A 25456-nucleotide genomic window follows, 5' to 3' on the forward strand; every position below is an offset into this window, starting at 1 on the left:
GGCGGGCCGAAATCAGGCCGCCCGTTCTTTCAATTCACGTGTAGGAGCCGTTGACATGTCGACGCCCCATGAAATCGCTCTCTTTTCTCCGACGACGATAGGCGCCATCGAGGTGGCCAATCATGTTGCCATGGCCCCCCTCACGCGTTCGCGCGCGCGAAAGGACGGCGTGCATACGCCGCTGGCCGCAGAATACTACCGCCAGCGCGCATCGGCCGGGCTCATCATTACGGAAGCGACGAACATCTCCCGTCAAGGACGCGGTTACGCTTTCACACCCGGTATCTACACCGATGTGCAAGTAGAAGCCTGGCGCCACGTGACGCAAGCCGTGCACGAAGCGGGCGGCAAGATCGTGTGCCAGTTGTGGCATGTCGGGCGCATGTCTCACGTCGATCTACAGGAAAACGGCGCGGCCCCGGTGGCGCCGTCTGCGATACAGGCCGGCGAGCTCGTTTTTCTCGAAACGGGCAAACAGGCGCCACCTTCCATGCCGCGTGCGCTGGAAACCGCCGAGATTCCAGGCATTGTCGAGGACTACATCAATGCCGCCCGGCGCGCGCAGGACGCCGGTTTCGACGGCGTCGAGGTGCACTCGGCAAACTGCTATCTGCTTGAGCAGTTCGTGCGGGACAGCACGAACCACCGTACCGATCAATACGGCGGCTCGGTGGAGAATCGAACGCGCTTTCCCGTCGAGGTGATTACCGCCGTATCGAAGGTTTGGGGCCCAGACCGCGTCGGCGTCCGGCTCTCGCCGATCACGCAATCGGCGGGCGCTACGCCTCTGGACAGCGATACTCAGGGTACCTACGGGTACTATGCGGAGCAACTCGGCAAGCTGGGGCTCGCTTACCTGCATTGCATCGAAGGGCAAACGCGCGGCGATAACGCGGCGGACGCCTTCGATTTCAAGGCGCTGCACGCGGCCTTCGGTGGCAAATACATCGCCAACAACAGCTACGACCGACAGATGGCGGTTGACGCCGTGGCTTCTGGAAACGCCGACATGGTTGCATTTGGCAGGCCATTCATCAGCAATCCAGATCTTGTCGAGCGCTTGCGCCTTGAAGCCCCGCTTACCGAAGCCAATCACGCGACTTTTTATGGCGGAGGCGCGGAAGGCTATACCGACTACAAGGCGCTGGATGAGGATGTTACGCGCGCAGTGCGCGTTGCTGGCGGCCGGTCATAGCGTGGCCCGGCGCCCGTTTTTTGAACCACACCCCAAAACGTTGGAGCGGTTGCCAACCTTTGGGGTGTTTTTCATGGCGTAGCCCGCGCTGCGTAAAAACCGGCACTGCGCGCTCACCCAGTATCATGAAGACCACGCTCGACGAAATGTTCGTGTTCGTCACCATCGCTGAACTGGGGTCGCTAACGCGTGCCGCCGAGAAACTGTATCGACCGACGTCGGCAATGAGCAGCGTCTTGCGCCGTCTCGAACAAAAGCTCGATACCACGGTGATCCGCCGTACGACCCGAGTGCTCGAACTGACCGGGGAGGGACAGATTTTTCTCGATCATGCGCGCTCGATCATTGCGTCGGTCGAACTCGCGGAAGAACAGATCGTGGCGCACCGTGAACAACTCGCGGGACAATTGCGCATCAACGCGGCAACGCCCTTCATGCAGCACGTGATCGTGCCGATGATTCCCGAGTTTCACAGGAACGGTTATTCGCAACTCGACTCGCTGAATGCGTGGCCGCTACACTACGCGGGCCACGAATCGTACAGGGTTCAGCCGAAGCTGCGCGCTTCGAGCGGCGAAACAGTGCTGGCGCTGGTCACGGACGGCGCTGGAATTGCCGGCCTCGGCGACTATATGACGACCGATGCAAGGCGCCATGGCAGGCTGGTGGAACTGCTCGTCGAGCATACCGTTGAGCGCTTTCGGCCGATCCACGCGGTCTACTATCGCAACACGCGCCTTGCAGCGCGTATTGCGATATTTCTCGACTTCGTGACAGAACCCATGAGAGGAAGCACGCTGGTCGAGCAGGACGAGCCCAGCGCATCAACGTGATCGATCATGGAATCGCGAGCGGCGGGCTCATGGGTGCCGCCGCGCGCTCGCGTTCTCCTATTTGTTCAAGGTGCTTAGCTTCTTCAGCAAGGCTTGCGCACCTGGCGCCGAAGACGCCGGATTCTGCCCCGTGATGAGAAGCCCGTCTTCGAGCACGTAAGGCAACCAGTCGGCGACACTCGAATAATTGCCGCCTTTGGCCTTGAGCTCGTCCTCCACAAGAAATGGCACGACCTTCGTGAGGCCAACGGCGGCTTCCTCTGAATTGGAAAAGCCTGTCACCGACTTGCCTTTCACCAAGGGCTCGCCATCGGCCCTTTTCACGTGACGCAGCACGCCCGGCGCGTGGCAAACGAGCGCGACGGGTTTTCCTGCGCCTATCGTGCGCTCGATGAGCGCGATGGATTCCGGGTCTTCGGCGAGATCCCACATGGGGCCATGTCCGCCGGGATAAAAGACGGCGTCGAACGCGTCGTGGGCAATGTCCTTGAGCTTTGCCGTGGTGGCGAGCGCGGCTTTCGCGGTAGCGTCGGCTTCGAAGCGGCGGGTCTTGTCCGTCTGGTTTTCGGGCTCGTTGCTCTTGGGGTCCAGCGGCGCAGCACCGCCCTTAGGCGACGCCAGCGTCAACTCCACTCCCGCATCGGTAAATACGTAGTAGGGCGCCGCCAACTCCTCCAGCCAGAAACCCGTCTTGCGGCCGGTGTCGCCAAGCTGGTCGTGCGATGTCAGGACTACCAGAATCTTCATGACTCTCTCCGTGCCCGGTAATGAGCGTCGAGTGGATAAGGGGAAAGTCATTGTGGCTCACGAATGGCGATACTGGCTTTCCAGAAACACAACGCTATTTCCCTTCTGCACTGAAAGCGCCGAATACGTCATACCGTGGCCAACGCTTTGGCGACAGGATCCTTGCCCCCCGCGAAGCCGATGATTTTGCGCGACAGTCCAGCGCGAAGCGCTTCGACGACGACTTCCGCGACATCTTCACGCGCGACCGGAGCGTGCGAAGGCGTCACGTCCGATACGATCTGGATCGTTCCGACGCCCGGCTCCACGGTCAACGCGCCTGGGCGCAATACGACGTACTCCAGGCCGCTCGCGATCACATAGTCATCCGACTCCTGCTTCATCTGCGCGTAGTGACGCAGCGCAGCCGGCGCGCGATCGGGAGCGAAAGCGAGTAAGGCGCTGACGACAAGAAAGCGATTCACGCCGCTTTGCTTCGCGTAGTTCGCGGCGTGAATGACAGCATCGCGGTCTATCAGGCGCTCCTGATCCGCGCCTTCGGTCTCCGCGGAACCCGCGGCATAGACAACGGCATGGATTCCCTCGAAAGCGTGCGAGAAGTCGCTCGAAAGGTCCGCGATTGCGGTTTCTGCGCCGAGCCCACGAAATTCCCCGGCTTTTGCCGCGTTGCGTATCAACGCGCGAAAAGGAATACCTGCAACGTGCAATTTCTGCGCAACGGCATGGCCTGTACGACCGCTCGCGCCGATTAACAAAACGTTCATGACGCTCTCCTGGACCTCGACAGCAATTGAACATGGTTCATGCAGGGTTCATTGCCGCTAGTCTAGTCTGTTTGCCGACTCACTGTTGAGCGAGCGTCGCAGCATTATCGAATTGCAGGCTTTTCAGATTTGAACTGCACGCCATGAGCGCGCGTGAGCTTGCCGTACATTCCACGGCAAAGCCCGCGCTTTCTTAAAGCCCAGGCTGAGGAGCCAACATGATGCGACGTCTCGCAGCGGGTATGAGCGTGACGCTGATATGCGCCGCGCAATGCGCTCACGCTTATTCCGTGAAGACCTATGAGGCACGCGGCGCGAGCCGCATCGAGGCGTGTTCAACGGCGACGAAAAATGCCGAGTCTGCAACGGATGAGCGCACACACGGGCGATTGAAGAGCGTAGGCGCGTGCCAATGCAGCCGGGAAGATGACCCGAAGGTTTCCGGTGCATGGCGATGCCTCGTTCAGGCCATTCATGTCAATTAGCATTCATCGCCCGAGATACGGCGATTCAACCGATACCCGCAAGGAGGCAACGCATGTCAACCGAAGCAACGTGTCCGTTCACTCATGCCGCGGGAGGTGGGACGAGCAATTTCGACTGGTGGCCGCAGCGGCTTCGTCTGGATCTGCTGAGCCAGCACTCGAGTCGATCGAACCCATTGGGGAGCGACTTCAAATACGCGGACGCCTTCAGCAAACTTGACTTCACCGCGCTGAAAAAAGACCTTGCGGCGCTCATGACCGATTCGCAGGACTGGTGGCCAGCCGATTTCGGCCACTACGGACCGTTTTTCATCCGTATGGCGTGGCATGGCGCAGGAACCTACCGCGTGGGGGACGGGCGCGGTGGCGCGGGGCGCGGACAACAGCGTTTTGCACCGGTCAACAGCTGGCCGGACAACGCGAACCTCGACAAAGCCCGACGCTTGCTCTGGCCGATCAAGCAAAAATATGGGCAGAACGTCTCCTGGGCCGATTTGTTGATCCTGACCGGCAACGTGGCGCTCGAAACCATGGGCTTCAAGACTTTCGGCTACGGTGGTGGCCGCGAGGACACGTGGGAGCCCGACAACGACGTCTACTGGGGAAGCGAAACGACATGGCTAGGCGGCGACGTGCGCTACGGCAAGGGCGGTGGACGTCATCTTGAAGAGCCGCTCGCCGCCGTGCAAATGGGGCTAATCTACGTGAATCCGGAAGGTCCGGATGGCAATCCCGACCCCGTGGCCGCGGCATACGACGTTCGCGAGACTTTTGCGCGCATGGCCATGAACGACGAGGAGACAGTCGCACTGATCGCCGGTGGCCACGCATTCGGCAAGACGCATGGAGCGGCGCCGGCCAGTCACGTCGGCCCGGAGCCAGAGGCTGCGAATCTCGAGAATCAGGGGCTTGGCTGGAAGAACAGCTTCGGCACAGGTTGCGGCGCGGATACGATCACGAGCGGTCTCGAAGTCACATGGACGAGCACGCCAACGCAATGGGGCGTGGGCTTCCTCATGAACCTGTTCGGCTTCGAGTGGGAGTTGACGAAGAGTCCCGCGGGCGCGCACCAGTGGGTCGCGAAGGATGCGAGCGCGATGATTCCGCATGCACATGATCCTTCGAAGAAGTTGTTGCCGACCTTGCTCACCACGGATTTGTCGCTGCGTTACGATCCCGCCTACGAAAAGATCTCGCGTCACTTCATGGAGAACCCGGAGCAATTGGCGGATGCTTTCGCGCGCGCCTGGTTCAAGCTTACCCATCGTGACATGGGACCGCGCGCACGCTATCTCGGTCCTGAGGTTCCGGCCGAGGAGCTGATCTGGCAGGATCCGATTCCCGCCGTCGATCATGCGCTGGTCGATGAAGACGACATCGCGGCGCTCAAGCAGCGCATAGCGGAATCGGGACTTTCTATTTCGCAACTGGTGTCTACGGCCTGGGCCTCGGCTTCCGTGTTTCGCGGCTCGGACAAGCGAGGCGGCGCCAATGGTGCGCGTATTCGTCTCGCGCCGCAGAAGGACTGGAAGGCGAATCAACCCGAACAGCTCGCGCAGGTGCTCGAATCGCTCGAGACAATCCATCGTGTGTTCAACGACAGTCAGTCCGGGGGCAAGAGAATATCGTTGGCAGACCTGATCGTGCTGGCGGGTGGCGCGGGCATAGAGCAGGCGGCGCGAAAGGCGGGCTACGACCTGGCCGTGCCCTTCGCACCGGGTCGCATGGATGCCACTCAGGCACAGACAGACGCACACGCATTCGGCGCGCTTGAGCCGTTCGCCGACGGGTTTCGTAATTTTCTCAAGGGAACGTGTAGCGTGCCGGCCGAGCATCTGCTGATCGACAAGGCGCAATTACTCACGTTGAGCGCGCCGGAAATGACGGTGCTGATTGGCGGCTTACGGGTGCTGAACGTACATTCGGGGGATGAAGCACTCGGCGTGTTGACCGAACGGCCGGAGACGCTTACCAACGACTTCTTTCGCAATTTGCTCGACATGCGCACGGAGTGGACGCCACGCTCGCCTTCTGGCGACATATTCGAAGGGCGCGACAGGAAGACGGGCGAGCTGAAATGGACGGGTACGCGGGTCGATCTCGTTTTCGGGTCGCATGCGCAATTGCGTGCGTTGTGCGAAGTCTATGCAAGCGCAGATGCGCAAGATAAGTTCTTGCGTGACTTCGTTTCAGCGTGGGTGAAGGTGATGAATCTCGATAGGTTTGATCTGGTTTGACCTGGTTTGGTGGATGCGCGCTAAAGCCAGAATCAGTCAGTCTTGCCAATCGTCATCATTGCGGTCAGCCCGGGATCGTTATCGGCAAACGTGAGCTCGCCTTGATGGAGCGTAGCCACAGCCTTGACGAGAGCGAGCCCGAGCCCCACCCCGGGCGTGCCTCGGCTAAGATCGCCGCGATAAAATCGCTCAGTAACTTTGGAGCGTTCGGCAACGGGAATGCCGGGGCCGTCGTCGGAAACGGTAATCTCGATCCGGTCGGCCGACTCACCGAGTGAAACCGTCACCACGCCGCCTTCCTGCGCAAACTTGAGCGCGTTGTCGATGAGATTTCCAATGGCTTGCGCAATCAGCAAAGGATCGACGAGAGCAGGCAATTTCCCCTGTACGTGCAGATCGAGTTTGACAGAAATGCCGCGCAACTCCGCAACAGGTTGATAGAACTCGACTGCATCGGAAACGATGCTCGTGAGATCGGTTTCGACAAACCCTGAACGGCGCACGCCCGCATCGATTTCCGCGAGACGCAGCAGTGCATTGAAGATGCCGATCACGCGATCGACGTCGGCAACGGCAACCTCCAGTTGATTCAGGGTGTCGTCGTCGCCGCTTTTTCTGAGGCCAAGCATCAGCATTTCCAGTCTGGAGCGCAGTTCGGCAAGCGGCGTGCGCAGGTCATGCGCAATGGCGTTCGAAACGTTCTTCACCGCGTCCAGCACTTCGAGCAGCGCATCCTGCGCCCGGATCCTTGTCTTGACTTCCTCTTCGAGCCGCAGGTTTTGCTCTTGCTGCGAGCGTTGCAGCGCGCGCAGCTTGAGATGGGTCTGAACGCGCACCGCAACTTCTTCCATTTGCAGCGGCTTGGTGACGAAGTCCATCGCGCCAGCGCGAAATCCGTTGATCTTGTCCTCAGTCTGCGTCAAAGACGTCATGAAAATGACGGGAATATCGCGTGTCGCCGGATTGTCCTTGAGTGCGCGGCAGGTCTGAAATCCGTCGAGGCCAGGCATGATGACATCGAGCAGGATGAGATCGGGTTTCACGATTTCGGCGCGGCGCAGCGCCTCCTGGCCGTCACGCGCTACGGCGGCACGCAGGCCTTCGGCTTCGAGCGTTTCTACGACGAGACCGAGGTTGGCCGCCGTGTCGTCGACGACGAGCACCACGGGAGCGTCATCGTTTCTTGTCTCTCCCATTATCCATTTCCTTCGTTGTTGAGATATTTTTCGATCAAGGTAAGCAATGCCTGCGATTCATAGGTCATGGCGAGCTGCCGCAAACGCGCGGCGAAAGGCTCGTAGCGCTGGTTCAATGCCACGAGATGATCGGCGTGGCGACTCACGTCGCGCATCGAACCCAGCAATGCGTAGCGGTGCAACTGCGCCAGTTCATCTCGCGGCGGCACGACGATCGGTTGCCCCGCTTGTGCAGATTGTGCCGTCTGGTCCGGCTGCGAAGCGGCACGCTCGAGCTTCATGCCGAGCAAACTGGCGATCGAGCCCAGCAACGCGTCGAGATCGATGGGTTTGTCGAGGAAAATGCTGGCCCCAGCCTCCATGTTGGCGCGCGCGTTTTGTTCGGATGCATCGGCAGACACGACGATCACGGGCAGCGCTGCGAACGCCTTCGACTGACGCAACGCGCGCAGCACTTCAATGCCGCCCATCAAAGGCATGACCGTGTCCAGAATGACCAGATCGGGTCGCGCCGATGCGATCTGTTCGAGTGCATCGCGACCATCAGCGCTTTCGGTGACGTCAAAGCCGGTGCGCGCCAGGACGTCAGCGAGCAAGCGCCGGTTGGCGGCAACGTCGTCCACGAGCAGAATGTGCCGGCCAACGCCGTCCAGATAGCCTCTTTCGAGCCTCGGTGGCCGCGCGCCACGCTCCAGCGCGGAAGCGGGCGCGACCAGTTCGAACCAGAATCGGCTGCCTTCGCCCACGGCGCTCGAGACATAGATCTCGCCGCCCATCATCCGCACGAGCTGACGGCTGATCGCGAGACCGAGGCCGGCGCCGCCCGTGCGCCGCACATGGTCGCCTGCCTGCTCGAACGGTTGAAAGATGGCCTCCAGCCGGTCGGGGCTGATACCGATTCCCGTGTCATACACATCGAATCGCAACCGGCTCCCCTCGCCGCGGCTCACGGACAGGCGAATTTCGCCACGGTCGGTGAACTTCACCGCATTGGCGAGTAGATTGAGGAGCACTTGCCGCAAGCGGCGTTCGTCGGCGAAAATCACGGCGGGCAGGTTCGGCGCCGCCTCATAGTTGAGCATGAGATTCTTCTGCTGGGCACGAACGCCGACGATCTCGGCAATCGTTTCGAGGAATGCGGCCAGCGAGACTTCGGTCACCTGAAGTTCGAGCTTGCCGGCGCCAAGACGGGTGAAGTCCAGAATATCGTTGATGAGCGTAAGCAAATGCTGTCCGCTTTGTTCGATCACGCCCACGCCGGCCAGTTGCCGCGCATCGAGGCTTGAATCGCGCAGGAGCATTTGCGCGTAGCCCAGAATGCCGTTGAGCGGCGTGCGCAATTCGTGGCTGATATTGGCGAGGAATTGATCCTTCGCGCGGTTGGCGGATTCCGCCACTTCCTTGGCCACGCGCACCGTTTCTTCGAGCGCCTTGCGCGCCGAGATATCCTCGATGATCGTAATGACGTGACTCGCCTGCCCGGATGCGCCGTGTTGAAGCGCAACCGAAAGGCTCACCCAGATCGGCGTGTTGTTCGCGCTGACAAAGGGCACTTCTTCCGAGTAGTGAGGGATTTTCCCCTCGGTCAACAGACGAAATCGTTCGCGGCCCGCCTCCCGATGATCCGCCCGCATGAGATCGTGCAGGCGCATTTGCTGCAGCGCGTCTCGCTCGCGGCCCGCGATTTCACACGAACGTTGGTTCACGCGCAGAAATCGGCCGTCGAGATCGCAGTGCGCGACGCCGACCGCAGCGTTCTCGAACGTGCCGCGAAAACGCTCCTCGCTGGCGCGCAGGGCCTGTTCGGTCTGCTTGAGCTGCGTAATGTCCACGATGCTGCCCACGAAGCGAACCGGCTTGCCAGTCGCATCGTGCCGCGCCGTTCCGCGCACCAGCACCCATCGATCGCTGCCGTCGCGATGCCGTAGCCGGTTCTCGAGTTCGAAAATGCCCTCACCGTTCGCCAGAAATGACGCCATGGCGCGGTCGGTGCTCGCGCGATGATCGGGATGCAGCACGCTCATGTACGCTTCGTAGTCGAGACGCGCCTGCGGCGCGTCGAAGCCCAGCCATTCGTAAATATTCGAGAAGCGCGCAAAGCCGCGTTTGTAGTCGCCTTCGGGCATATCGATTTCCCAGACGCCTACGTTCGAGCCATACATGGCCATTTCGAGCCGCGCATTGGTTTCGCGCAGTATCTCCGCTTCCTCGGCGCGGCGCTTTTGCGTCACGTCGCGAAACACGATGACGACGCCAAGCGTGTCGCTGCGTTCGTCGGTCATCGGCGTGCCCGTGCATTCCACGGGAATTTCGTTGCCGCCGGGCGTGAGCAGAATGGCTCGCGCGGGAAGGCCGCTTTCGTTGTCCTTGCGTAATACGGCCGTCATCGGCTCCGCAATGGGCGCGCGCGTGACTTCGTCGAGCAGGCGAAACGCGCTGGCGAGCGGCCGCCCGGCGGCCTCATCGAAGGGTAGTCCGATCAGCGCTTCGCCCGCGGGATTCACGAACGTCACGCACCCCGTGGAGTCCGTTGCGATTACGCCGTCGCCAATGCTGGAGAGCGTGACGGCGTAGCGTTGTTCGCTCTCGCGCAGGCGCCGTTCCGCGCCGTGCTTGTACAGCGCCATTTCCACTACGGTTCGGAGCTGGACGTCGTCGAACGGCTTGAGAACGTAGCCGAACGGCTCCGCCGCAGTTGCGCGCTGAACGGTTTCGTCGTCGGCATAAGCAGTGAGAAAGACGATCGGCACGTCACACGCTTCGCGGATCCGACGCGCGGTGTCGATGCCGTCCAGCTTGCCTTCGAGCCGCACGTCCATGAGCACGAGATCGGGAGGGGCGTCGCCCTGCAATTGCGAAACGACCGCGAGCGCCTCCTCGCCGCTCACCGTGCTGCCGACCACACGGTAGCCGCTGCGGCTCAACTGTTGCGCGATATCTCGCGCAACGATGCGGTCATCCTCGACGATCAAGATACGTGCGGTCATGGCGAGTGTCGATCAGTGTTCGGCGGCGTCGAAAAAGATGGTGAATGTGGTTCCTTCTTGCTGGCTCACGTCGACACTGCCCCGCAGTTGCAGCACGAGATCGTGGACGAGCCGCAGACCCAGTGTCTCGTCGCGTTCGAGCGAGAAGTCGGGCGCAAGGCCAACGCCGTCGTCGGAAACGCGCAATTCGCAGCGCTGCGTGTCGAGCGCGCGCAGGTCGATGCGCAGCACGCCGCCGCGTTGATTGGGGAACGCATGTTTGAGCGCGTTGGAGACGAGTTCGTTGATGATGAGGCCGCACGACACCGCGCGATTCATGTCGAGTTGAATGTCGTCCACGGCGATCTGCATATCGACTCCCAGCCGCCCCATGTCGTAGACACGCGCGAGATGACCGCACAGCGTTTTGACATGGACCGTCATGGGAATGCGCGCGAAATTGCCGGCGCGGTACAAATTTTCGTGAACCATGGCCATCGAGCGGACGCGATTGCGGCTATCCGCAAACAGCTCGGCAACAGCTTTGTCTTCCACGCGTTCCGCTTGCAGATTGAGCAGGCTGCTGATGAGCTGCAGATTATTCTTCACCCGGTGGTGAACCTCGTGCAACAGCGCTTCCTTTTCCACGAGCAATGTTTGCTTCTCCTCGAGCGAAGCGTTTTCGAGCGATATGGCGGCTTGAGACGCGAGAAGCCTGAGTACGGCCAGCCGTGCCGGCGTGAAGATGCCAGGCGCGAGTTCGTTCTCGAGATACAGCACGCCGATCAGCTTCGACTGTTTCACGAGCGGCAGCGAGAGCACGGACCGTGAATGGTTGGCGATGAAATATTCATCGTCATGGAATGCTTCGTTGGCCGATGCATCGTCGAGCAGCACCGGGCGACGAGTGCGTATGCTCTCGTGCAGCACGGCTTCTGCCAGATCGTGAGGTGAAACCGGCTTACTCTCGATGCTCACGTCCGTTCCCTGGCGTGTCGCCACGGCCACGGCTTCGATCCGCAGTTTCTCTTCACGCGGCAAAACGAGCAGGGCGCGCCGTGCGCCGGCGTGTTCGAGCATGATAGTCATGAGCGTATGGATCAGACGCCCGGGAACGAGCTCGGCAGAAATTGCCTGAGACGCCTTCATCACCGTATCGACATCGATCTGGCCGACAAGGGCGCTTTGGGTCGGTCCGTATGCGGCCTGCTCCCGAAGCAGATCGGGGTACCGTCTGTCGAGGTCCTTCACGCGCCCGATGGCGCCCCAGCGCAGCCACGCAAGCCGCGCGTTGCGCAGATACACGCCGGCGATGGTCGTAAAGCCTCGCTGCAGATAGAACATCGCCGCGATATCCTGAGCGAGTGCTTCAATCTGCACGAAACCATATTCGCGCGCGAGCCGGATCGCCTCCTCATAGTCGGTCATCGCATCGAAGTCGCGGCCCGCAAGGCGCGCAATTTCGCCGCGCACGAGTGCGGCCCGGCTGCCGAAATTGCTTGGGCAATGCGTGGCCCAGAGTTCGAGTTGATGGTGATGCGCAGCGAGTTTGTCGAGATTCGATGTTCTTTCGTCGTCCTGCGCTTCGGCGTGCCAGCGTGCGCGCGTGAGCGCGGAAAAGAACTGGTATTCGGCCATTTCGAAATGACCGGAAGACGTCCACAGAAGCGGCGTCGCCTTGTTGCCGGCATCCATCGCACTCCTGACGTCGTCCGCGAGATAGCGCGCCTGCTGTTTGCGTATCCAGTACCAGCAGGCAGCGATGGCGAGACTCGGGTCGCTCTCGAGGCGCTGTTCGAACGCGTCGTCGGCAAACGGGCCGGGTCCTTCGGCAAGATCGGTTGTACCGGCGCGCAACGAGCGGATCAACGCGAGCTGCGCGGTGATGATATCCACGATCAAGCCGAATTTCGCGGCCTGTACGATCTGCAGACGCCGTGTGGCCTCCTGCTCGACCTCACCTAATGATTCGCCGGCGGCGAGCAGCGTGGTCACGGTGCAGCAACTGCTAAAGCCGATGTAGGTCAGGTCCCCGGCTTCGCTTGCGGCCTCGAACGCGAGGCGCAGCAGCGGAATGCCTGTGCGAATGGGCTTGGTCCACGGCGTCACGTGATACGCGAAGCACATATACACGCGCGCCTTGAAGCGGTCGAGTCCGCGCTTGTCGACGAGCGCGAGTCCAAGCTGGCCGAACCGGTAGCCGCCGTCGTAATCGTCGAATAGCGGTCCCGCAACCATGCCGAGGTAGGCGTAGCCGAGCGACGAGGCGTCGCTGTTGCCGTGCGCGAGGCTAAGGTTCGCCATGCGGCACAGTACGAGGCACACGAGGTTTTCGTCGCTGAAAAATGCCGGTGGCAGCACGGCGGTCAGCACGTTCATCGTCGCGGTCAATTCCGCGTCGCCGAGCAACGGAAGATCGACGAGCGCTTCGATCGGCGCGTTGGCGATGCCGTCGAGCAACCGGTCGTATTCCTCGCGCGCTGCGCTGCGCTCGGGGTGAGCAGTCCAGTCTATTCCCACATGACGCAAATAGGTCAGGCAGGTTTCGACCGCGAGATTGACCTGATCGAGTGCCGTATACAGCGTGATGCGCAAGAACGTAATCGCCGCCCGGTCACATAAGGTGCGCGCGCGCCGCTCGAGCATCGACAGGCGCGCTTTGCTGCTTTGCGTATCGCCGGTCAGAAATTCGCACTCTGCGCGCTGGGTTTCCAGCAGAAACTTGCGCGCATAGTGATGGTCCCATTCGTCCTCGCCAAGCAGTTCGCTACCCACGGAAAGATAGGTGAGAGCAGAGGCATAGGCCGACGATGCGCGCGCGCGCCGGCCCGCTTCCAGATTGAAATCCACGACGCGTTCGCGTTCCTGCGGTACGTCGATGAGCGTGATGACGCGGTTGTACTGGTTGACGATTTCGAAGATGTCGCGTTCTTCTTCGGTCGGAGCCTGTGCGGCAAGTATGCGGCCAATGCGCAAATGCGCTCGCGCACGTTCGTCCTCGTGAATCAGGTCGTACGTCGCTTCGTGCACGCGGTCGTGCACGAAAGCGAAGCCATCGCGGCTGCGATAGAGCAATCCCGCTTCGACGCCATCGGCGAGAGTCGCATCGACAGCAGGCTCGGTCATGCCGCTAATGCGCGCGAGCAGCGGCGAACTGGCGCGGCCGCCGAGGCACGCGAATTGCCTGAGCAACGCCTGCGTGGGTCCAGGCAACCGCTCAATCTTTTCCACCATGAGATCGACGATGCTTTGCGCAAAGCTTGCCTCGCGCATACGCTCGCTATCCCAACGCCATACACGGTGTTCGCGGTCAAAGGCGAGATGGTGTTCATCGGTCAGGAACTTCAGGAACTGCACGACATAGAATGGGTTGCCGCCAGTGCGCTCGAACACCAGCCTGCTCAGGTCGTGCAGTTCCTCGCGCGTGGTTTTGAGCGCGTCGCCAATCAGGTGCGCGACATCGTCGAACTGCAGCGGCGCGAGCATGATCTCGTCGATGTGTGTGCCCGTCTGGCGGATGGAGTCGATCGTCTGTCGCAACGGATGCGTGATGCCCACTTCGTTGTCGCGATACGCGCCGACCAGAAGCACGTTCGGCACGTTGGACTGGCATAGCCGCTCGAGCACGGCGAGCGTGCCGGCATCGCTCCATTGCAGGTCGTCGAGAAACAGTACGAGCGGTCGCCCTTCATGCGGAAACGCGCCGATAAAACGGGTGAAGACAGCGAGAAAACGGGTACGCGCGTCCTGGGGCGGAAGCTCCGGCGCAGGCGCTTGCGGCCCGATGATCTGTTCCAGTTCGGGAATCAGGTCCGTGATGAGAACGCCGTTTGCGCCAAGCGCGTCGACAAGGCGCGCGCGCAAACCTTCTCGCGCCGCCGGACTGCCATCGATCACCTGACGGATCAGATCCTGAAACGCTTGCGCGAGAGTGGTGTACGGAATATCGCGCTTGTAGCGGTCGAACTTGCCGGACGCGAACCAGCCTCGCGACGTAGCGCTCGACGTTTCGCGCAGCCCGTTGACCAGGGTCGATTTGCCAATGCCGGAATAGCCGGAGACGAGCGCAAGCACCACATCCTTGTGCCGAACGACGCGGCTCAACGCGGCCTCCAGCATTTCGACCTGCTTTTCGCGGCCGTAGAGTCGATACGGATATTGCAGCTGATCGGGTGAATCGGCGGTACCCAGGGCGAATGAATCTATGCGGCCCGACTGGCGCCAGGCTTCAAGGCAGCATCGCAGATCGTGCTCAACACCTTCCGCCGTTTGATAACGCTGCGCCACATCCTTGGCCAGCAAGCGCGCAATCATGCTGCTCAACGGCTCCGGCACAGCGGCGCCCATGCATTCGGCAATGGGAATGGGCATTTGCGCGGTATGGCAATGCAGCCATTCGGCCGGCGAACTGGCGCGGTAGGGCAATTGACCGGTGAGCATTTCATACAGGACGACACCGAGGGAATACAGATCGGCGCGCGAGTCGGCCCATCGGTTCATTAAACCCGTGCGCTCGGGTGAGAGATACGCAAGCGCTTCCTCGGCCAGCATCGGCAGGTTCCGGACGGGGCGCTCGCGTGGCTCGGAAGAGACAAGTCCGAGGCCCGTAAGGGCGACCTCATGCGTTTCGCCCGCGAGCAGAATGTTGCCCGGCCGGATGTCGTTGTGTGTGAGCCCGCGGCAATGCAGCGTGCACAGCGCCGCTGCGAGACTGGTTGCGATGGGGAGCAAGCGCTCGAGAGGAAATGGACCTTTCAGCGCGTTGCGCAAGGGCATGCCGCCTGGATCTTCGAGCACGAGCGTTGCGTTGCCATGTTCCTGCTGCAGTGCATGCGGCAGGGTGACGCGCGCGCCTGCGAGCGCCGCGCGCATCTGGTAAGCGCGCTCGAGACGCTCCTGGCTTTCGGGCAACGGCCGATATGCGGACAACGTGACGGTCAGCCAGCTCTGGCTTTCCCCATGGCTTCTCAGCCGCGACAGCACGAACTGGCCGTCGTCGCTCAAAGTCGTTCGATCGTAGTCCGTCAACCTCATGGTTCTGCCCTCGCGCAGGCACCTTGATTCAAGGACCAGCTGTCAGCATGTAACCCGCATTACGGACCGTGCGGAGCATGGACCGCTCAAACCCGGTATCGATCTTCTGCCGCAGCTTGCTCACATGCACGTCGATGACGTTGGTCTGTGGATCGAAGTGATATTCCCAGATGTTTTCGAGCAGCATGGTGCGCGTGACGACCTGCTCGGCGTGGCGCATCAGGTATTCGAGCAGCTTGAACTCGCGAGGCTTCAGCAAAAGCGCCTTGCCGTCGCGCGTGACCTTGCGCGAGAGAAGGTCCATGCTGAGTTCGCCGACTTTCAGGGTCGTATCATAGTGATTATCCTGGCTGCGGCGCGCCAATGCCTCCAGTCTTGCGACGACTTCGCCAAACGAGAAAGGCTTGACCACGTAGTCGTCGCCACCGGCTTTCAGGCCGCGAATGCGTTCGTCCACTTCGTCGAGCGCGCTCAGGATCAGTACCGGCACTTTGTTGCCCGAGGCGCGCAGAGCGGCAACGATGCCGAGGCCGTCGATTCCTCCCGGGAGCATGCGGTCGAGAATGATTGCGTCGTACGCTTCCCCGATCGCCAAAGCCATGCCGTCACGGCCATTGTCCGCCCAGTCGACGACGTGGCCGGCTTCGTGCAGGCCCTTCTTCAGAAACCCTGCCACCTGCTGATTGTCTTCGACCAGGAGAATTTTCATTTCTATCACTCGCGGTCAATACCACCAGCGCCAGACAGGCGCGGTCGTGAGGGCCTTCGAAGCATGCCTCGCGGGCGCCCACAACGCTAGCGCTTCGACCACACATTATCGCGCGCTCGAAGCGGGCGGGGCCGCAACCGTAGATTAAATTTTTTTAACCTGAGGGCCTTTCCTGCGCGGCTGGGCCCGTGATTATTCGCATTCGCGGGCGGGGTGCGGCGCCTTAAATAAGGTTAACGCTACGGTCACGTTCTGCATAGCTGCCCTGGCCTAACATGGCAACGTGAGATCTCCCGCATAGCGAAGCCGCGCAATCTGGTTACGGACCCGTCGTGAGCAAGATCGTCCTTATGAGCCGGAACTTTGACGCCTGGCGTTGCGAGGGAAACGGGCGAACGCGCCTTCTTGTCAATATCCTTTCGGTATCCTGACGATTATGGAAAGGGCGACACAGCACATGGCGATTCAAGAGGCCTTTGCACGCCATGAAGGCGTCCATCGGCCCGCGCGCGTGGTGTGCGACGCAGTTTACGAATTTGGACGATTCCGTTTCATGCCCGCTCAGCGTTTGCTGCTGGACGGCGACACGCGGGTGCGGCTGGGAAGCCGTGCGATCGAACTACTGGCCGCGCTGGTCGAATGTCCGGGAAAGGTGGTGACGCGAAAGGAGTTGATGGACCGCGGCTGGCCGGGATCGGTTGTGGAAGAAAGCAACCTGAAGGTTCAGATCGCTGCGTTGCGCAAGGCGCTTGGCGAGACGCATCTCGATCCGCGCTTTCTGGCGACGGTCGCGGGACAGGGCTATCGGTTCATCGCGCCCGTCAAATCGGCAACGCCGGTGGTGGATAACGCGTTGACGCACGACGGACCCCGCGTGATGCACAACGTGCCAGCCGGTCTCATGCGGCTGATCGGACGCTCGGCGGACATCGACTCGATTCTGGAGCGTCTGTCTTGCGCGCGTATCGTGACCGTCACGGGCACGGGCGGGGTGGGCAAGACGAGCATCGCACTGGCCGTTGCGCGATCGATCGTCGAGCAGTCCCGCTGCGACGTGTGGTTCGTCGATCTGTCCACGCTCTGCGCCGCGCGGCTCGTGCCGTGTGCCGTGGCCAAAGCCGTTGGCGTGAGCGTGCGTTGCGGCGATATTGCCACGGCGCTGGCCGCGCATTTTGGCGTCCAGAGCAGGCCGCAACTGCTGGTGATCGACAACTGCGAACATGTCGTGGAAGCGGCGGCAGCCTTTATTGAACGCATCGTCTGCGCGACATCCCATGTGCGGGTTCTCGCTACGAGCCGTGAGCCGCTGCAGGTGACGGGCGAAACTGTATTCCGGCTCGAACCGCTCGCAAGTCCCGTCGAGTCGGCGCAGTTGAGCGCGCGTGAAGCGTTGCGCTACCCGGCGATCCAGCTTTTCGCGGAGCGCGCGGCGGCTCGATGCAGCGAATTCGAGCTGCATGACGGCAACGTCCCTGTGGTCGCTGAGATCTGCCGGCGCCTCGATGGCATTCCGCTGGCGATCGGGTTGGCGGCCGCGCGTCTCGACGCATTCTGTGTGAGCGAACTCCTCGCCCAGTTCGACGACCGCTTTATCGCGCTCGGGCGCGGGCAGCGCACAGGGCCGCTGCGGCACAGGAATCTGCTCGCGACGCTCGACTGGAGCCATCAACTGCTGCGCCAGGTCGAACGGGTCGTCCTGCGCCGCCTCGGCGTATTCGCAGACGCGTTTTGCCTCGATTCGGCCATCGCGGTGGCCACGGAAGGGGAGCTTCGCTCGACGCGAATCACCGACGCCTTGTCGAGCCTGGTTGCAAAGTCAATGGTGAGCGCCGAAATGGCCGGCGATGGCATGCGCTACCGGCTTCTGGCAACGACTCGGGACTACGCGCGGCGAAAGCTCGCTGAAGCCGGCGAGCTTGACCGCGTGGCCGGCCGATATGCAAGTCTGCGCACGGCGGGTACGGCTTTGGCCACCACTGCGGACATTGCTGGGTTCCGCTGCCTGTTTCCCATCGGTCAGTATTAGCACCAGCCAGGCTCTCTGATAGACAAATAACATCTGCGCTCTTCTCGCAACTCTGCAGCATATTTCACACCAGGAATGACGTCCTGGTCATAGCCTGAATACTCAGGTAACGGTGAGATTTGCTGTTGCGCATTAACATGTGACGGGTAGCTGGGGTGGAAATGAAAGTGTTGCTTGCGGTGGACAATGCTCAACTTGCACACCATCTCGAAGCGGGCTTGCTCAAGGCAGGGCATTGCGTCGAATTTGCTGAAACCGGGCGTCAGCGAATATATCTGGCAGCCATCGAAACTTACGATGCGATCATCTGGAACCGGAATTTGCCCGGCAGGATCGCCGGCATCGGTGTTGTCTCGACGCTTCGCGGGTCGTGTAATGAATTGCCCATTTTGTTGATCAGCGAGCTTGGGTCGGCTCGCGAGCGCAAAAGCGATCTCCACGCAGGCGGCAATGATCGCGACGATCAGGCGCAGTTCGCGGAACTGCTTGCCTGGCTGGATGTATTGATCGGGCCACCGCGCGGCGGTAACGCGCCTGGCGCTATGCAAGCGCAGTTAGAGGAGAGCGAGATCATGCTCGCCCAGGTGCAAAGAATGAGCGAGACGCAAAGCTGGCGGTGGAATGTCGATACCGGAGAGATCAGCCTTGTGAACGGCATGGCGAAAATTTTTCGACCTCTCGCGCAAGGACAGAAAAGGCACACGATCAACGACTTGCTCGATGCGATCCATCCGGATGATAGACGACACGTCTCGGCGGCACTTTCAGCAGCGGTCGAGCGAGAGGAGAATTTCGACCTGCGCTTCAGAATCGTCGAAGACGATGCGATCAAATACCTTCGAGCCGTCGGGGAGCGGCGAAATCGTACGAAGATCGGTGTGGTCTACCTGTGCAGCGGCATGGACGTAACCGGGCAGGCACAGCGCGAGGAGGCGCTGCACCGAGCCGACGCCGAAATTGCGCATTTGTCCAGAGTGCACACAGTGGGCAAATTCGCGTCGTCCATCGTTCATGAAGTCAACCAGCCGCTTTCCGCCATCGTGACTTACAGCACCGCGGCACTGCACTGGCTGCATCGCGGTGAACCCGATCTCGAAGAGGCCAGCATTGCGCTGAAACGCATTATTCGCGACGCCACGCGTGCCAAGGAAGTCACGGCGCGAGTCCGCCGTTTGTCGAAAAATGGCTTGCCGCAGAAGGCTCAATTTTCCATGGGCGAGGTGATCGAGGAGACCCTGACCCTGCTCGCCCGGGACCTCCATACGCGGCTTATCGCGGTCGAGTCCGACATTGAGCACGCCTTACCAGACGTGTCGGGCGACCGCGTGCAGATTCAGCAGGTTCTCATCAACCTTATCCTCAATGCCATCGAGGCACTCGAGGCAGTTCAATCCGGGAGCCGGGTGATTACCGTGCTGGCCGAAACGGTCAACCTCGATCAAGTGCGCGTCGTCGTGCGAGACAACGGTCCGGGCGTGGCTGCCGACGCAAGAGAACGATTATTCGAGCCGTTCTTTTCGACCAAGGACGAGGGCCTCGGCATGGGACTCTCGATTTGCCGGTCGATCATTCAGGCGCACAACGGGTCGCTGGTTTTGCTGAACGGCGAAGCGCCGGGTGCCGCATTCGAATTCGTGCTCCCTGCCTCGAAAGCGGCTTAGCGCGCGACCGGCGGGACGCGTCCCGCACGTTCCTCAATTGTTCCTGGCGCCGTCGCAAGCCTTCCTCGGGCGCTTGCGAACTTCCCCGTGCGCTTTGGAAAGAGCGCAGATGGTGTTCGACGTAACATGATTCCGACCGCGAGCGCGGGCACATTGAGGTGCACGCACAGGCGTGAATTCGAATCGGTACGCGCGAAGGTTGCCCCATCAACGTTCTGGAGCAAGCAATGAAGAGTGACGTGGCGGGTTTGGACGATGCATCGGTATCACGCAACCCTGCAACGGGCGAGGTCATCATGACGTACCCGTTTCAGAGACCCGACGAAGTCGAGCAAATGCTCGCGCAAAATGCGGCTGCGGCCAGAAGTTGGCGCGCCACGCCGATGACGGAGCGGGTCGCCTGCTACCGCCGGCTCGCTTCGACGCTGCGCGAAAGGCTGGAAGCGCTGGCCATGCTGGCGACGAGCGAGATGGGCAAGACGATTGGCGCTGCATGCGCCGAGGTCGAGAAGTGTGCCGCTGCGGTGGACTGGTTCGCCGAACACGGCCCGGCGATCCTGGCCGACGAACCGGCGCCCGTGGATAACGGTGACCGCGTGTATGTGTCCTTTCTGCCGATTGGCACGGTGCTCGGCGTCATGCCTTGGAACTTCCCATTCTGGCAAGTGATGCGCGCGGCTGGGCCCATCATGCTTTCGGGCAACGGGTTTATCCTCAAGCACGCGCCGAATGTCATGGGTTGCGCGTATGCGCTGCAGGAAGCCTTTGATGCGAGCGGCTTTCCGAAGGGGGTGTTCGGCATTTTGCATGTCGGCAACGATGCGGTGGCGCGTGTGATCGAAGACCCGCGTACTGCCGCCGTGACGGTAACGGGCAGCATGCGGGCGGGCTCCGCAGTGGCGTCGATCGCGGGCAAGGCGCTCAAGAAGAGCCTGCTTGAGTTAGGCGGCGCCGACGCGTTCATCGTGCTCGCGGACGCCGATCTCGACCGTGCAGTGGAAGTGGGGATCGAGGCGCGCTTCCAGAACGCCGGGCAGGTGTGCCTCGCCGCGAAGCGATTCATTATCGAGCGGCCGATCGCCGAGGCGTTCACCCGCAAGTACGTCGCCGCAGCCTCGAAAGTCAAGGCAGGCAATCCGCTTGACGCCGCGACCACGATCGGCCCGATTGCTCGCGGGGACCTGCGCGACGGCGTGCATGACCAGGTGGTCAGAACGATTGCGGGCGGAGCGAAGGTGCTACTTGGCGGCAAGCCTGTCGAAGGGCCGGGATTCTTCTACGAACCGACGGTGCTGGGCGATGTTGAACCGGGAATGGCGGCGTTCGACGAGGAAGTGTTTGGGCCCGTCGCCGCGCTCACGATTGCCAACGACCTGGAGGACGCGATTCGTCTGGCCAACCTGAGCGACTACGGGTTGAGCGGCAACTTGTGGACCTCGGACACCGCGAAGGCGAGCGAGATCGCCAGACGGCTCGAAACCGGCGGCGTTTTCGTCAATGGATTCAGCGCATCGAATCCCCGTCTGCCGGTGGGCGGCGTGAAGCAGAGCGGGTATGGCCGTGAACTGTCGCATTTCGGCTTGCGCGAGTTCGTCAACGCGCAGGGCGTCTGGGTCAAGAAGGTTTCGTAACGGCCCGCGCCTGGTTCGCCGGGCGCGTCTTTGCCCCGTCGCGTCATGAAGGAGTGTTCCCATGATTCGCTGTATCAGGCTTCTCACCAATAAAGAGGATTCCTCAAGTTATGAGGAGGGCTTTCTTGCGCTTCCCGGCGGGCACGAAGGCGATGCCATTGGAAAGGCATTCGAGGCCGCCTCGGTGTCGTTTCGCGAGACGACGCCGAGCGGCACGCTGGACTGGCATAACGCGCCCACACATCAGCTCGTTCTCACGCTGGGCGGAACGCTGGAGTTCGAAACGCGTCACGGCGAGACCTTTGTGATTCGCCCCGGCGATGTCCTGCTCGCCGAGGACACCACCGGCAGCGGGCACCGCTGGCGGCTGATCGGCAACGAACCGTGGCGCCGCGCTTACGTTATCTTGCCTGCTGGACTCGAGGCCGGATTCACGCCGCGTCAATGAACGCGTTTTTGAAAGGAGACGCTTCAATGAGTCAGACGACCGTCCCCAGTCAGGTCGATGTCGCGATTATCGGTGCCGGTATCATGGGCGCCACCGTTGGGACCGTGCTCAACCATCTCGATCCCGCGCTTTCCATTGGAGTTTTCGAGCGCCTCGAAGACTGCGCGCTGGAAAGCTCATACGGATGGAATAACGCCGGCACGGGACATGCCGCGAATTGCGAGTTGAATTACACCACCGAGCAGCCGGACGGTTCCATCGACATTTCGAAGGCGCTCGAGGTCAACGTCGAGTTCGATCTCTCGCGGCAATTATGGACGTATCTCGTGCGCGCGGGGACGATTGCCGAACCGTCGGCCTTCATCCGCGCCTGCCCGCACATGAGCTTCGTCGTCGGAGAGGAGAACGTGGCGTTTCTGCGCAAGCGTTTCGAAGCGATGGCCGCGCATCATTGCTGGCAAGGCATGGAGCACAGTGAGGACGGCGAGGTGATTGGCCAATGGGCGCCTATCGTCATGGAGGGTCGCCCGGCCGATCACCCCGTCGCGGCCACACGCATGGTGACGGGTGCCGACGTCGACTACGGGGTGCTCACCCATTTGCTGATCAACAAGTTGCAGAAGCAACAATACGCAACCGTTCACTACCAGCACGAAGTCGACGATATCCAGCGCCAGGACGACGGCCGATGGCTTGTTCTGGCGAAGGACCAGGAAACGGGCGAGACAGTCAGTACTGTGGCGAAATTCGTGTTCATCGGGGCGGGAGGCGCGGCACTGCCGCTCATTCAAAAGTCGGGCATTCCCGAGGCACATGGATACGCCGGCTTCCCGGTAAGCGGGCGTTGGCTGCGTTGCGACGCGCCTGGCGTCGCGCAACGCCATCACGTCAAGGTCTATGGCAAGGCCGCGCACGGTTCTCCGCCGATGTCCGTGCCTCACCTCGACATGCGCGTGGTGGATGGTCAGCATTCCTTGCTGTTTGGGCCCTACGCCGGATTTTCCAGCAAGTTCCTGAAGGAGGGGTCGTATCTCGACTTCTTCGAGACGCTGCGGCTGTCGAATATCGTGCCGCTGCTCGACGTCGCGGCCAGCAACTTCAAGCTCGAGGAATATCTGGTCGGTCAGGTCGTGCAGACGCCGCATGAGCAGTTCGAGACGCTCCAGGCGTTTTACCCGGAGGCGAGGCGCGAGGACTGGCGCGAAGCCGTTGCCGGCCAGCGCGTTCAGATCATCAAGCCCGACGACGAAGGCGGGGGCACGCTCCAGTTCGGCACCGCACTGCTCGGCGCCACGGATAATTCGATCGTTGCATTGCTGGGCGCTTCACCGGGGGCATCGACGGCCGCGTTCATTGCATTGGAACTGCTGCAGAAGTGCTTTGCGCACAAGCTGACCGAAGACAGTTGGCTGCCGAAGCTCAAAGAGATTATCCCGACCTATGGCGTCGATCTAAGGCGCGATGCGGCCGCATGCAGGGCAACACGCGCCGACACCGCCGCGGTGCTTGGCCTGCGTACGGTTTAACAGCGCCCACACAACCGATCCGGGAAGGAACCTATCATGCCATTCGTGAGAATCGACACCATTGCAGGACATTATGACGGCACGCAACGCGGCGCTATCAGCGACGTGCTTTATGAGGCAGTCCTCGGTATAGGCGCGTTGCAGAACGATCGTTTTCAGGTCTTTTCCGAGCACTCGCCGCACGAACTCGTTTTCAATGACGAGTATCTGGGTATTAAACGTACCGATGGGTTCATTGCGATTCAGATCACCATGAATACGGGCCGCTCGCTCGATCAAAAGAAGAAACTGGTTGCGCAGATCGCGGCGGGGCTCAACGAGCGCGCGGCCGTTCGGAAAGAGGATGTCTTTATCAGTCTGCTCGAGGTTCCGCGAGAGAACTGGTCGTTCGGTAACGGCGTCGCGCAATATGCTCCCGAATCCTGATTTTGCGGGAAACCGGTCATTCCGACGATGATGAACGACGGCGCTCTGCTGAGAGGTTCCAGATGATGCCAGACCAAACCAGCGAACATCCGGCATTAAATAATGTCGATATCGGTCTTGAAGCGACCGGCACGCGCCGAGAGTTCGACAGCATGGGCGATGTTGAAGTACCCGCCGACCGGTACTGGGGTGCGCAAACCCAGCGCTCGCTCCAGCATTTTTCGATAGGCGGGGACCGCATGCCCAAGGCGGTCTACCATGCCTATGGCGTTGTCAAAAAAGCGTCGGCGCTCGTGAACGCAGAGGCGGGCCGTTTGCCCCAATGGAAGGCCGAAGCCATCGTGCGCGCCGCGGACGAGGCAATCGCGGGAAAGCTGGATGACCATTTTCCGCTCTACGTCTGGCAAACCGGCTCGGGCACCCAGTCGAACATGAACATGAACGAGGTGCTCGCCAACCGGGCAATTCAATTGCTTGGCGGCACGCCCGGCACTCAGCAACCCGTGGGCCCGAATGACGACGTCAATATGGGGCAGTCGTCCAACGACAGCTTTCCAACGGCGATGCATATCGCGGCGCTGTCGATCATCGATGAGAGGCTCGTGCCCGAACTCGGGAAGCTCGCTGAAACGATCGACAGGAAAGCGCAAGGCTGGATGAATGTGGTGAAAGTTGGCCGCACGCATCTCGAGGACGCGACGCCGCTTTCCGTTGGGCAGGAATGGTCGGGGTGGGCTGCGCAGCTACGTGCGTGCGTCGCGCAGATCGAACAGGCGCGGGAGGGTCTTTATGAACTGGCGCTGGGCGGTACCGCCGTGGGCACTGGCCTCAATGCGCCGAAAGGCTTTTCACGCAAAGTCGCGGCAAAGATCGCCGAGCTGACGAGCAAGCCATTCGTTACGGCGCCGAACAAGTTCATGGCACAGGGATCGCTCGACGCCATGGTGCGTGCTTCCGCGGCGCTGCGCGGCGAGGCGGTGGCGCTGCTGAAAATCGCAAACGACATGCGCTGGCTCGCGTCTGGCCCGCGCTGCGGCTTCGGAGAACTGAGGCTGCCAGCCAACGAGCCCGGTTCCTCGATCATGCCCGGCAAGGTGAATCCCACGCAGTGTGAGGCGATCGTCATGATCGCAATTCAGGTGATTGGAGAGGACACCGCGATTGCGTTCGCCGGAAGTCAGGGCAACTTCGAACTGAACGCCATGCGCCCGGTGATCATCAACAATTTCCTTCATTGCGCCACCATTCTCGCCGATGGCTGCGAGAAGTTCCGGACTTACTCTGTCGAGGGGGCGGAAATCGACGCAGAGAAAATAGCGGCGCACGTGAACAGTACGCTGATGCTGGTGACGGCGCTTTCGCCCGTGATCGGCTATCAGAACGCTGCGCATATTGCGGAGGACGCACAGGCTACGGGCGCCACGCTCAGAGAGGCCGCGCTGAGGTCGGGCAAGGTGACCGAAGAACAGTACGACAAGATCATCGTTCCGCGAGACATGATCGGCGACGGTCTGGCCGGAGCGTGACCAGCTGGGTTCGCCAACCTCCCTTGTCCTTCCCTTCATTTCGGAG

The 25456-nt window shown here is 61.3% G+C and carries 16 protein-coding genes; 10 read left to right on the forward strand and 6 right to left on the reverse strand.

The window, feature by feature from the left end; genetic code table 11:
- Positions 1–55 precede the first annotated feature (55 nt).
- Both JMY28_RS14415 and JMY28_RS14420 read left to right on the forward strand, forming a co-directional pair.
- Positions 56–1195, forward strand: coding sequence for an alkene reductase (locus tag JMY28_RS14415; protein WP_201696684.1), 1140 nt, complete (start codon positions 56–58; stop codon positions 1193–1195).
- A 125-nt stretch (positions 1196–1320) separates the two neighbouring features.
- Positions 1321–2028: a LysR family transcriptional regulator gene (locus tag JMY28_RS14420; RefSeq protein ID WP_201696602.1), complete on the forward strand. Its 708-nt coding sequence runs from the start codon at positions 1321–1323 to the stop codon at positions 2026–2028.
- Positions 2029–2085: 57 nt separating this feature from the next.
- On the opposite strand, the gene JMY28_RS14425 is transcribed toward JMY28_RS14420, so the two are convergent.
- Together JMY28_RS14425 and JMY28_RS14430 are read right to left on the reverse strand one after the other, a co-directional pair.
- A complete protein-coding gene (locus JMY28_RS14425) occupies positions 2086–2775 on the reverse strand; it encodes a type 1 glutamine amidotransferase domain-containing protein (protein ID WP_201696603.1) in 690 nt (229 codons plus the stop codon).
- A 128-nt stretch (positions 2776–2903) separates the two neighbouring features.
- The gene (locus JMY28_RS14430; protein ID WP_201696604.1) at positions 2904–3539 is read right to left on the reverse strand and encodes an SDR family oxidoreductase; all 636 of its coding nucleotides are present in this window, start codon (positions 3537–3539) and stop codon (positions 2904–2906) included.
- A 538-nt stretch (positions 3540–4077) separates the two neighbouring features.
- Between JMY28_RS14430 and katG the strand changes: the two genes are divergently transcribed.
- Positions 4078–6261 (forward strand): catalase/peroxidase HPI, encoded by a 2184-nt coding sequence (gene katG, locus JMY28_RS14435; protein WP_201696605.1) that lies wholly within the window; start codon positions 4078–4080, stop codon positions 6259–6261.
- A gap of 32 nt (positions 6262–6293) precedes the next feature.
- Here the strand turns inward: katG and JMY28_RS14440 are convergent, their stop codons facing one another.
- The 4 genes from JMY28_RS14440 to JMY28_RS14455 are packed head-to-tail and all read right to left on the reverse strand — an operon-like array spanning position 6294 to position 16166.
- Complete coding sequence (locus JMY28_RS14440) at positions 6294–7457, reverse strand: hybrid sensor histidine kinase/response regulator (RefSeq protein WP_201696606.1); 1164 nt, start codon at positions 7455–7457, stop codon at positions 6294–6296.
- Positions 7457–10444, reverse strand: coding sequence for a hybrid sensor histidine kinase/response regulator (locus JMY28_RS14445; RefSeq protein ID WP_201696607.1), 2988 nt, complete (start codon positions 10442–10444; stop codon positions 7457–7459). Before JMY28_RS14445 ends, JMY28_RS14440 begins: the two co-directional genes overlap by 1 nt.
- A gap of 12 nt (positions 10445–10456) precedes the next feature.
- Positions 10457–15457, reverse strand: a complete 5001-nt coding sequence (locus tag JMY28_RS14450; RefSeq protein WP_201696608.1) for an AAA family ATPase — start codon at positions 15455–15457, stop codon at positions 10457–10459.
- Positions 15458–15485: 28 nt separating this feature from the next.
- Entirely contained in the window at positions 15486–16166 is a 681-nt protein-coding gene (locus JMY28_RS14455; protein ID WP_201696609.1) for a response regulator transcription factor, read from the reverse strand.
- Positions 16167–16719: 553 nt separating this feature from the next.
- Between JMY28_RS14455 and JMY28_RS14460 the strand changes: the two genes are divergently transcribed.
- From JMY28_RS14460 to fumC, 7 genes are all read left to right on the forward strand, one after another.
- Positions 16720–18192 (forward strand): ATP-binding protein, encoded by a 1473-nt coding sequence (locus JMY28_RS14460; protein WP_201696610.1) that lies wholly within the window; start codon positions 16720–16722, stop codon positions 18190–18192.
- Positions 18193–18353: 161 nt separating this feature from the next.
- Complete coding sequence (locus tag JMY28_RS14465; RefSeq protein WP_201696611.1) at positions 18354–19853, forward strand: hybrid sensor histidine kinase/response regulator; 1500 nt, start codon at positions 18354–18356, stop codon at positions 19851–19853.
- Positions 19854–20080: 227 nt separating this feature from the next.
- Positions 20081–21484: an NAD-dependent succinate-semialdehyde dehydrogenase gene (locus JMY28_RS14470; protein ID WP_201696612.1), complete on the forward strand. Its 1404-nt coding sequence runs from the start codon at positions 20081–20083 to the stop codon at positions 21482–21484.
- A 61-nt stretch (positions 21485–21545) separates the two neighbouring features.
- Complete coding sequence (locus JMY28_RS14475) at positions 21546–21932, forward strand: cupin domain-containing protein (RefSeq protein WP_201696613.1); 387 nt, start codon at positions 21546–21548, stop codon at positions 21930–21932.
- 26 nt (positions 21933–21958) lie between these two features.
- Entirely contained in the window at positions 21959–23458 is a 1500-nt protein-coding gene (gene mqo, locus JMY28_RS14480) for a malate dehydrogenase (quinone) (RefSeq protein ID WP_201696614.1), read from the forward strand.
- Between the two features lie 36 nt (positions 23459–23494).
- Entirely contained in the window at positions 23495–23884 is a 390-nt protein-coding gene (locus tag JMY28_RS14485) for a tautomerase family protein (RefSeq protein WP_201696615.1), read from the forward strand.
- Positions 23885–23949: 65 nt separating this feature from the next.
- Positions 23950–25410: a class II fumarate hydratase gene (gene fumC / locus JMY28_RS14490; protein ID WP_201696685.1), complete on the forward strand. Its 1461-nt coding sequence runs from the start codon at positions 23950–23952 to the stop codon at positions 25408–25410.
- Positions 25411–25456: the final 46 nt, after the last annotated feature.

Origin of the sequence: Paraburkholderia hiiakae (assembly GCF_904848665.1) — a bacterium.
Lineage (GTDB): Bacteria > Pseudomonadota > Gammaproteobacteria > Burkholderiales > Burkholderiaceae > Paraburkholderia > Paraburkholderia hiiakae.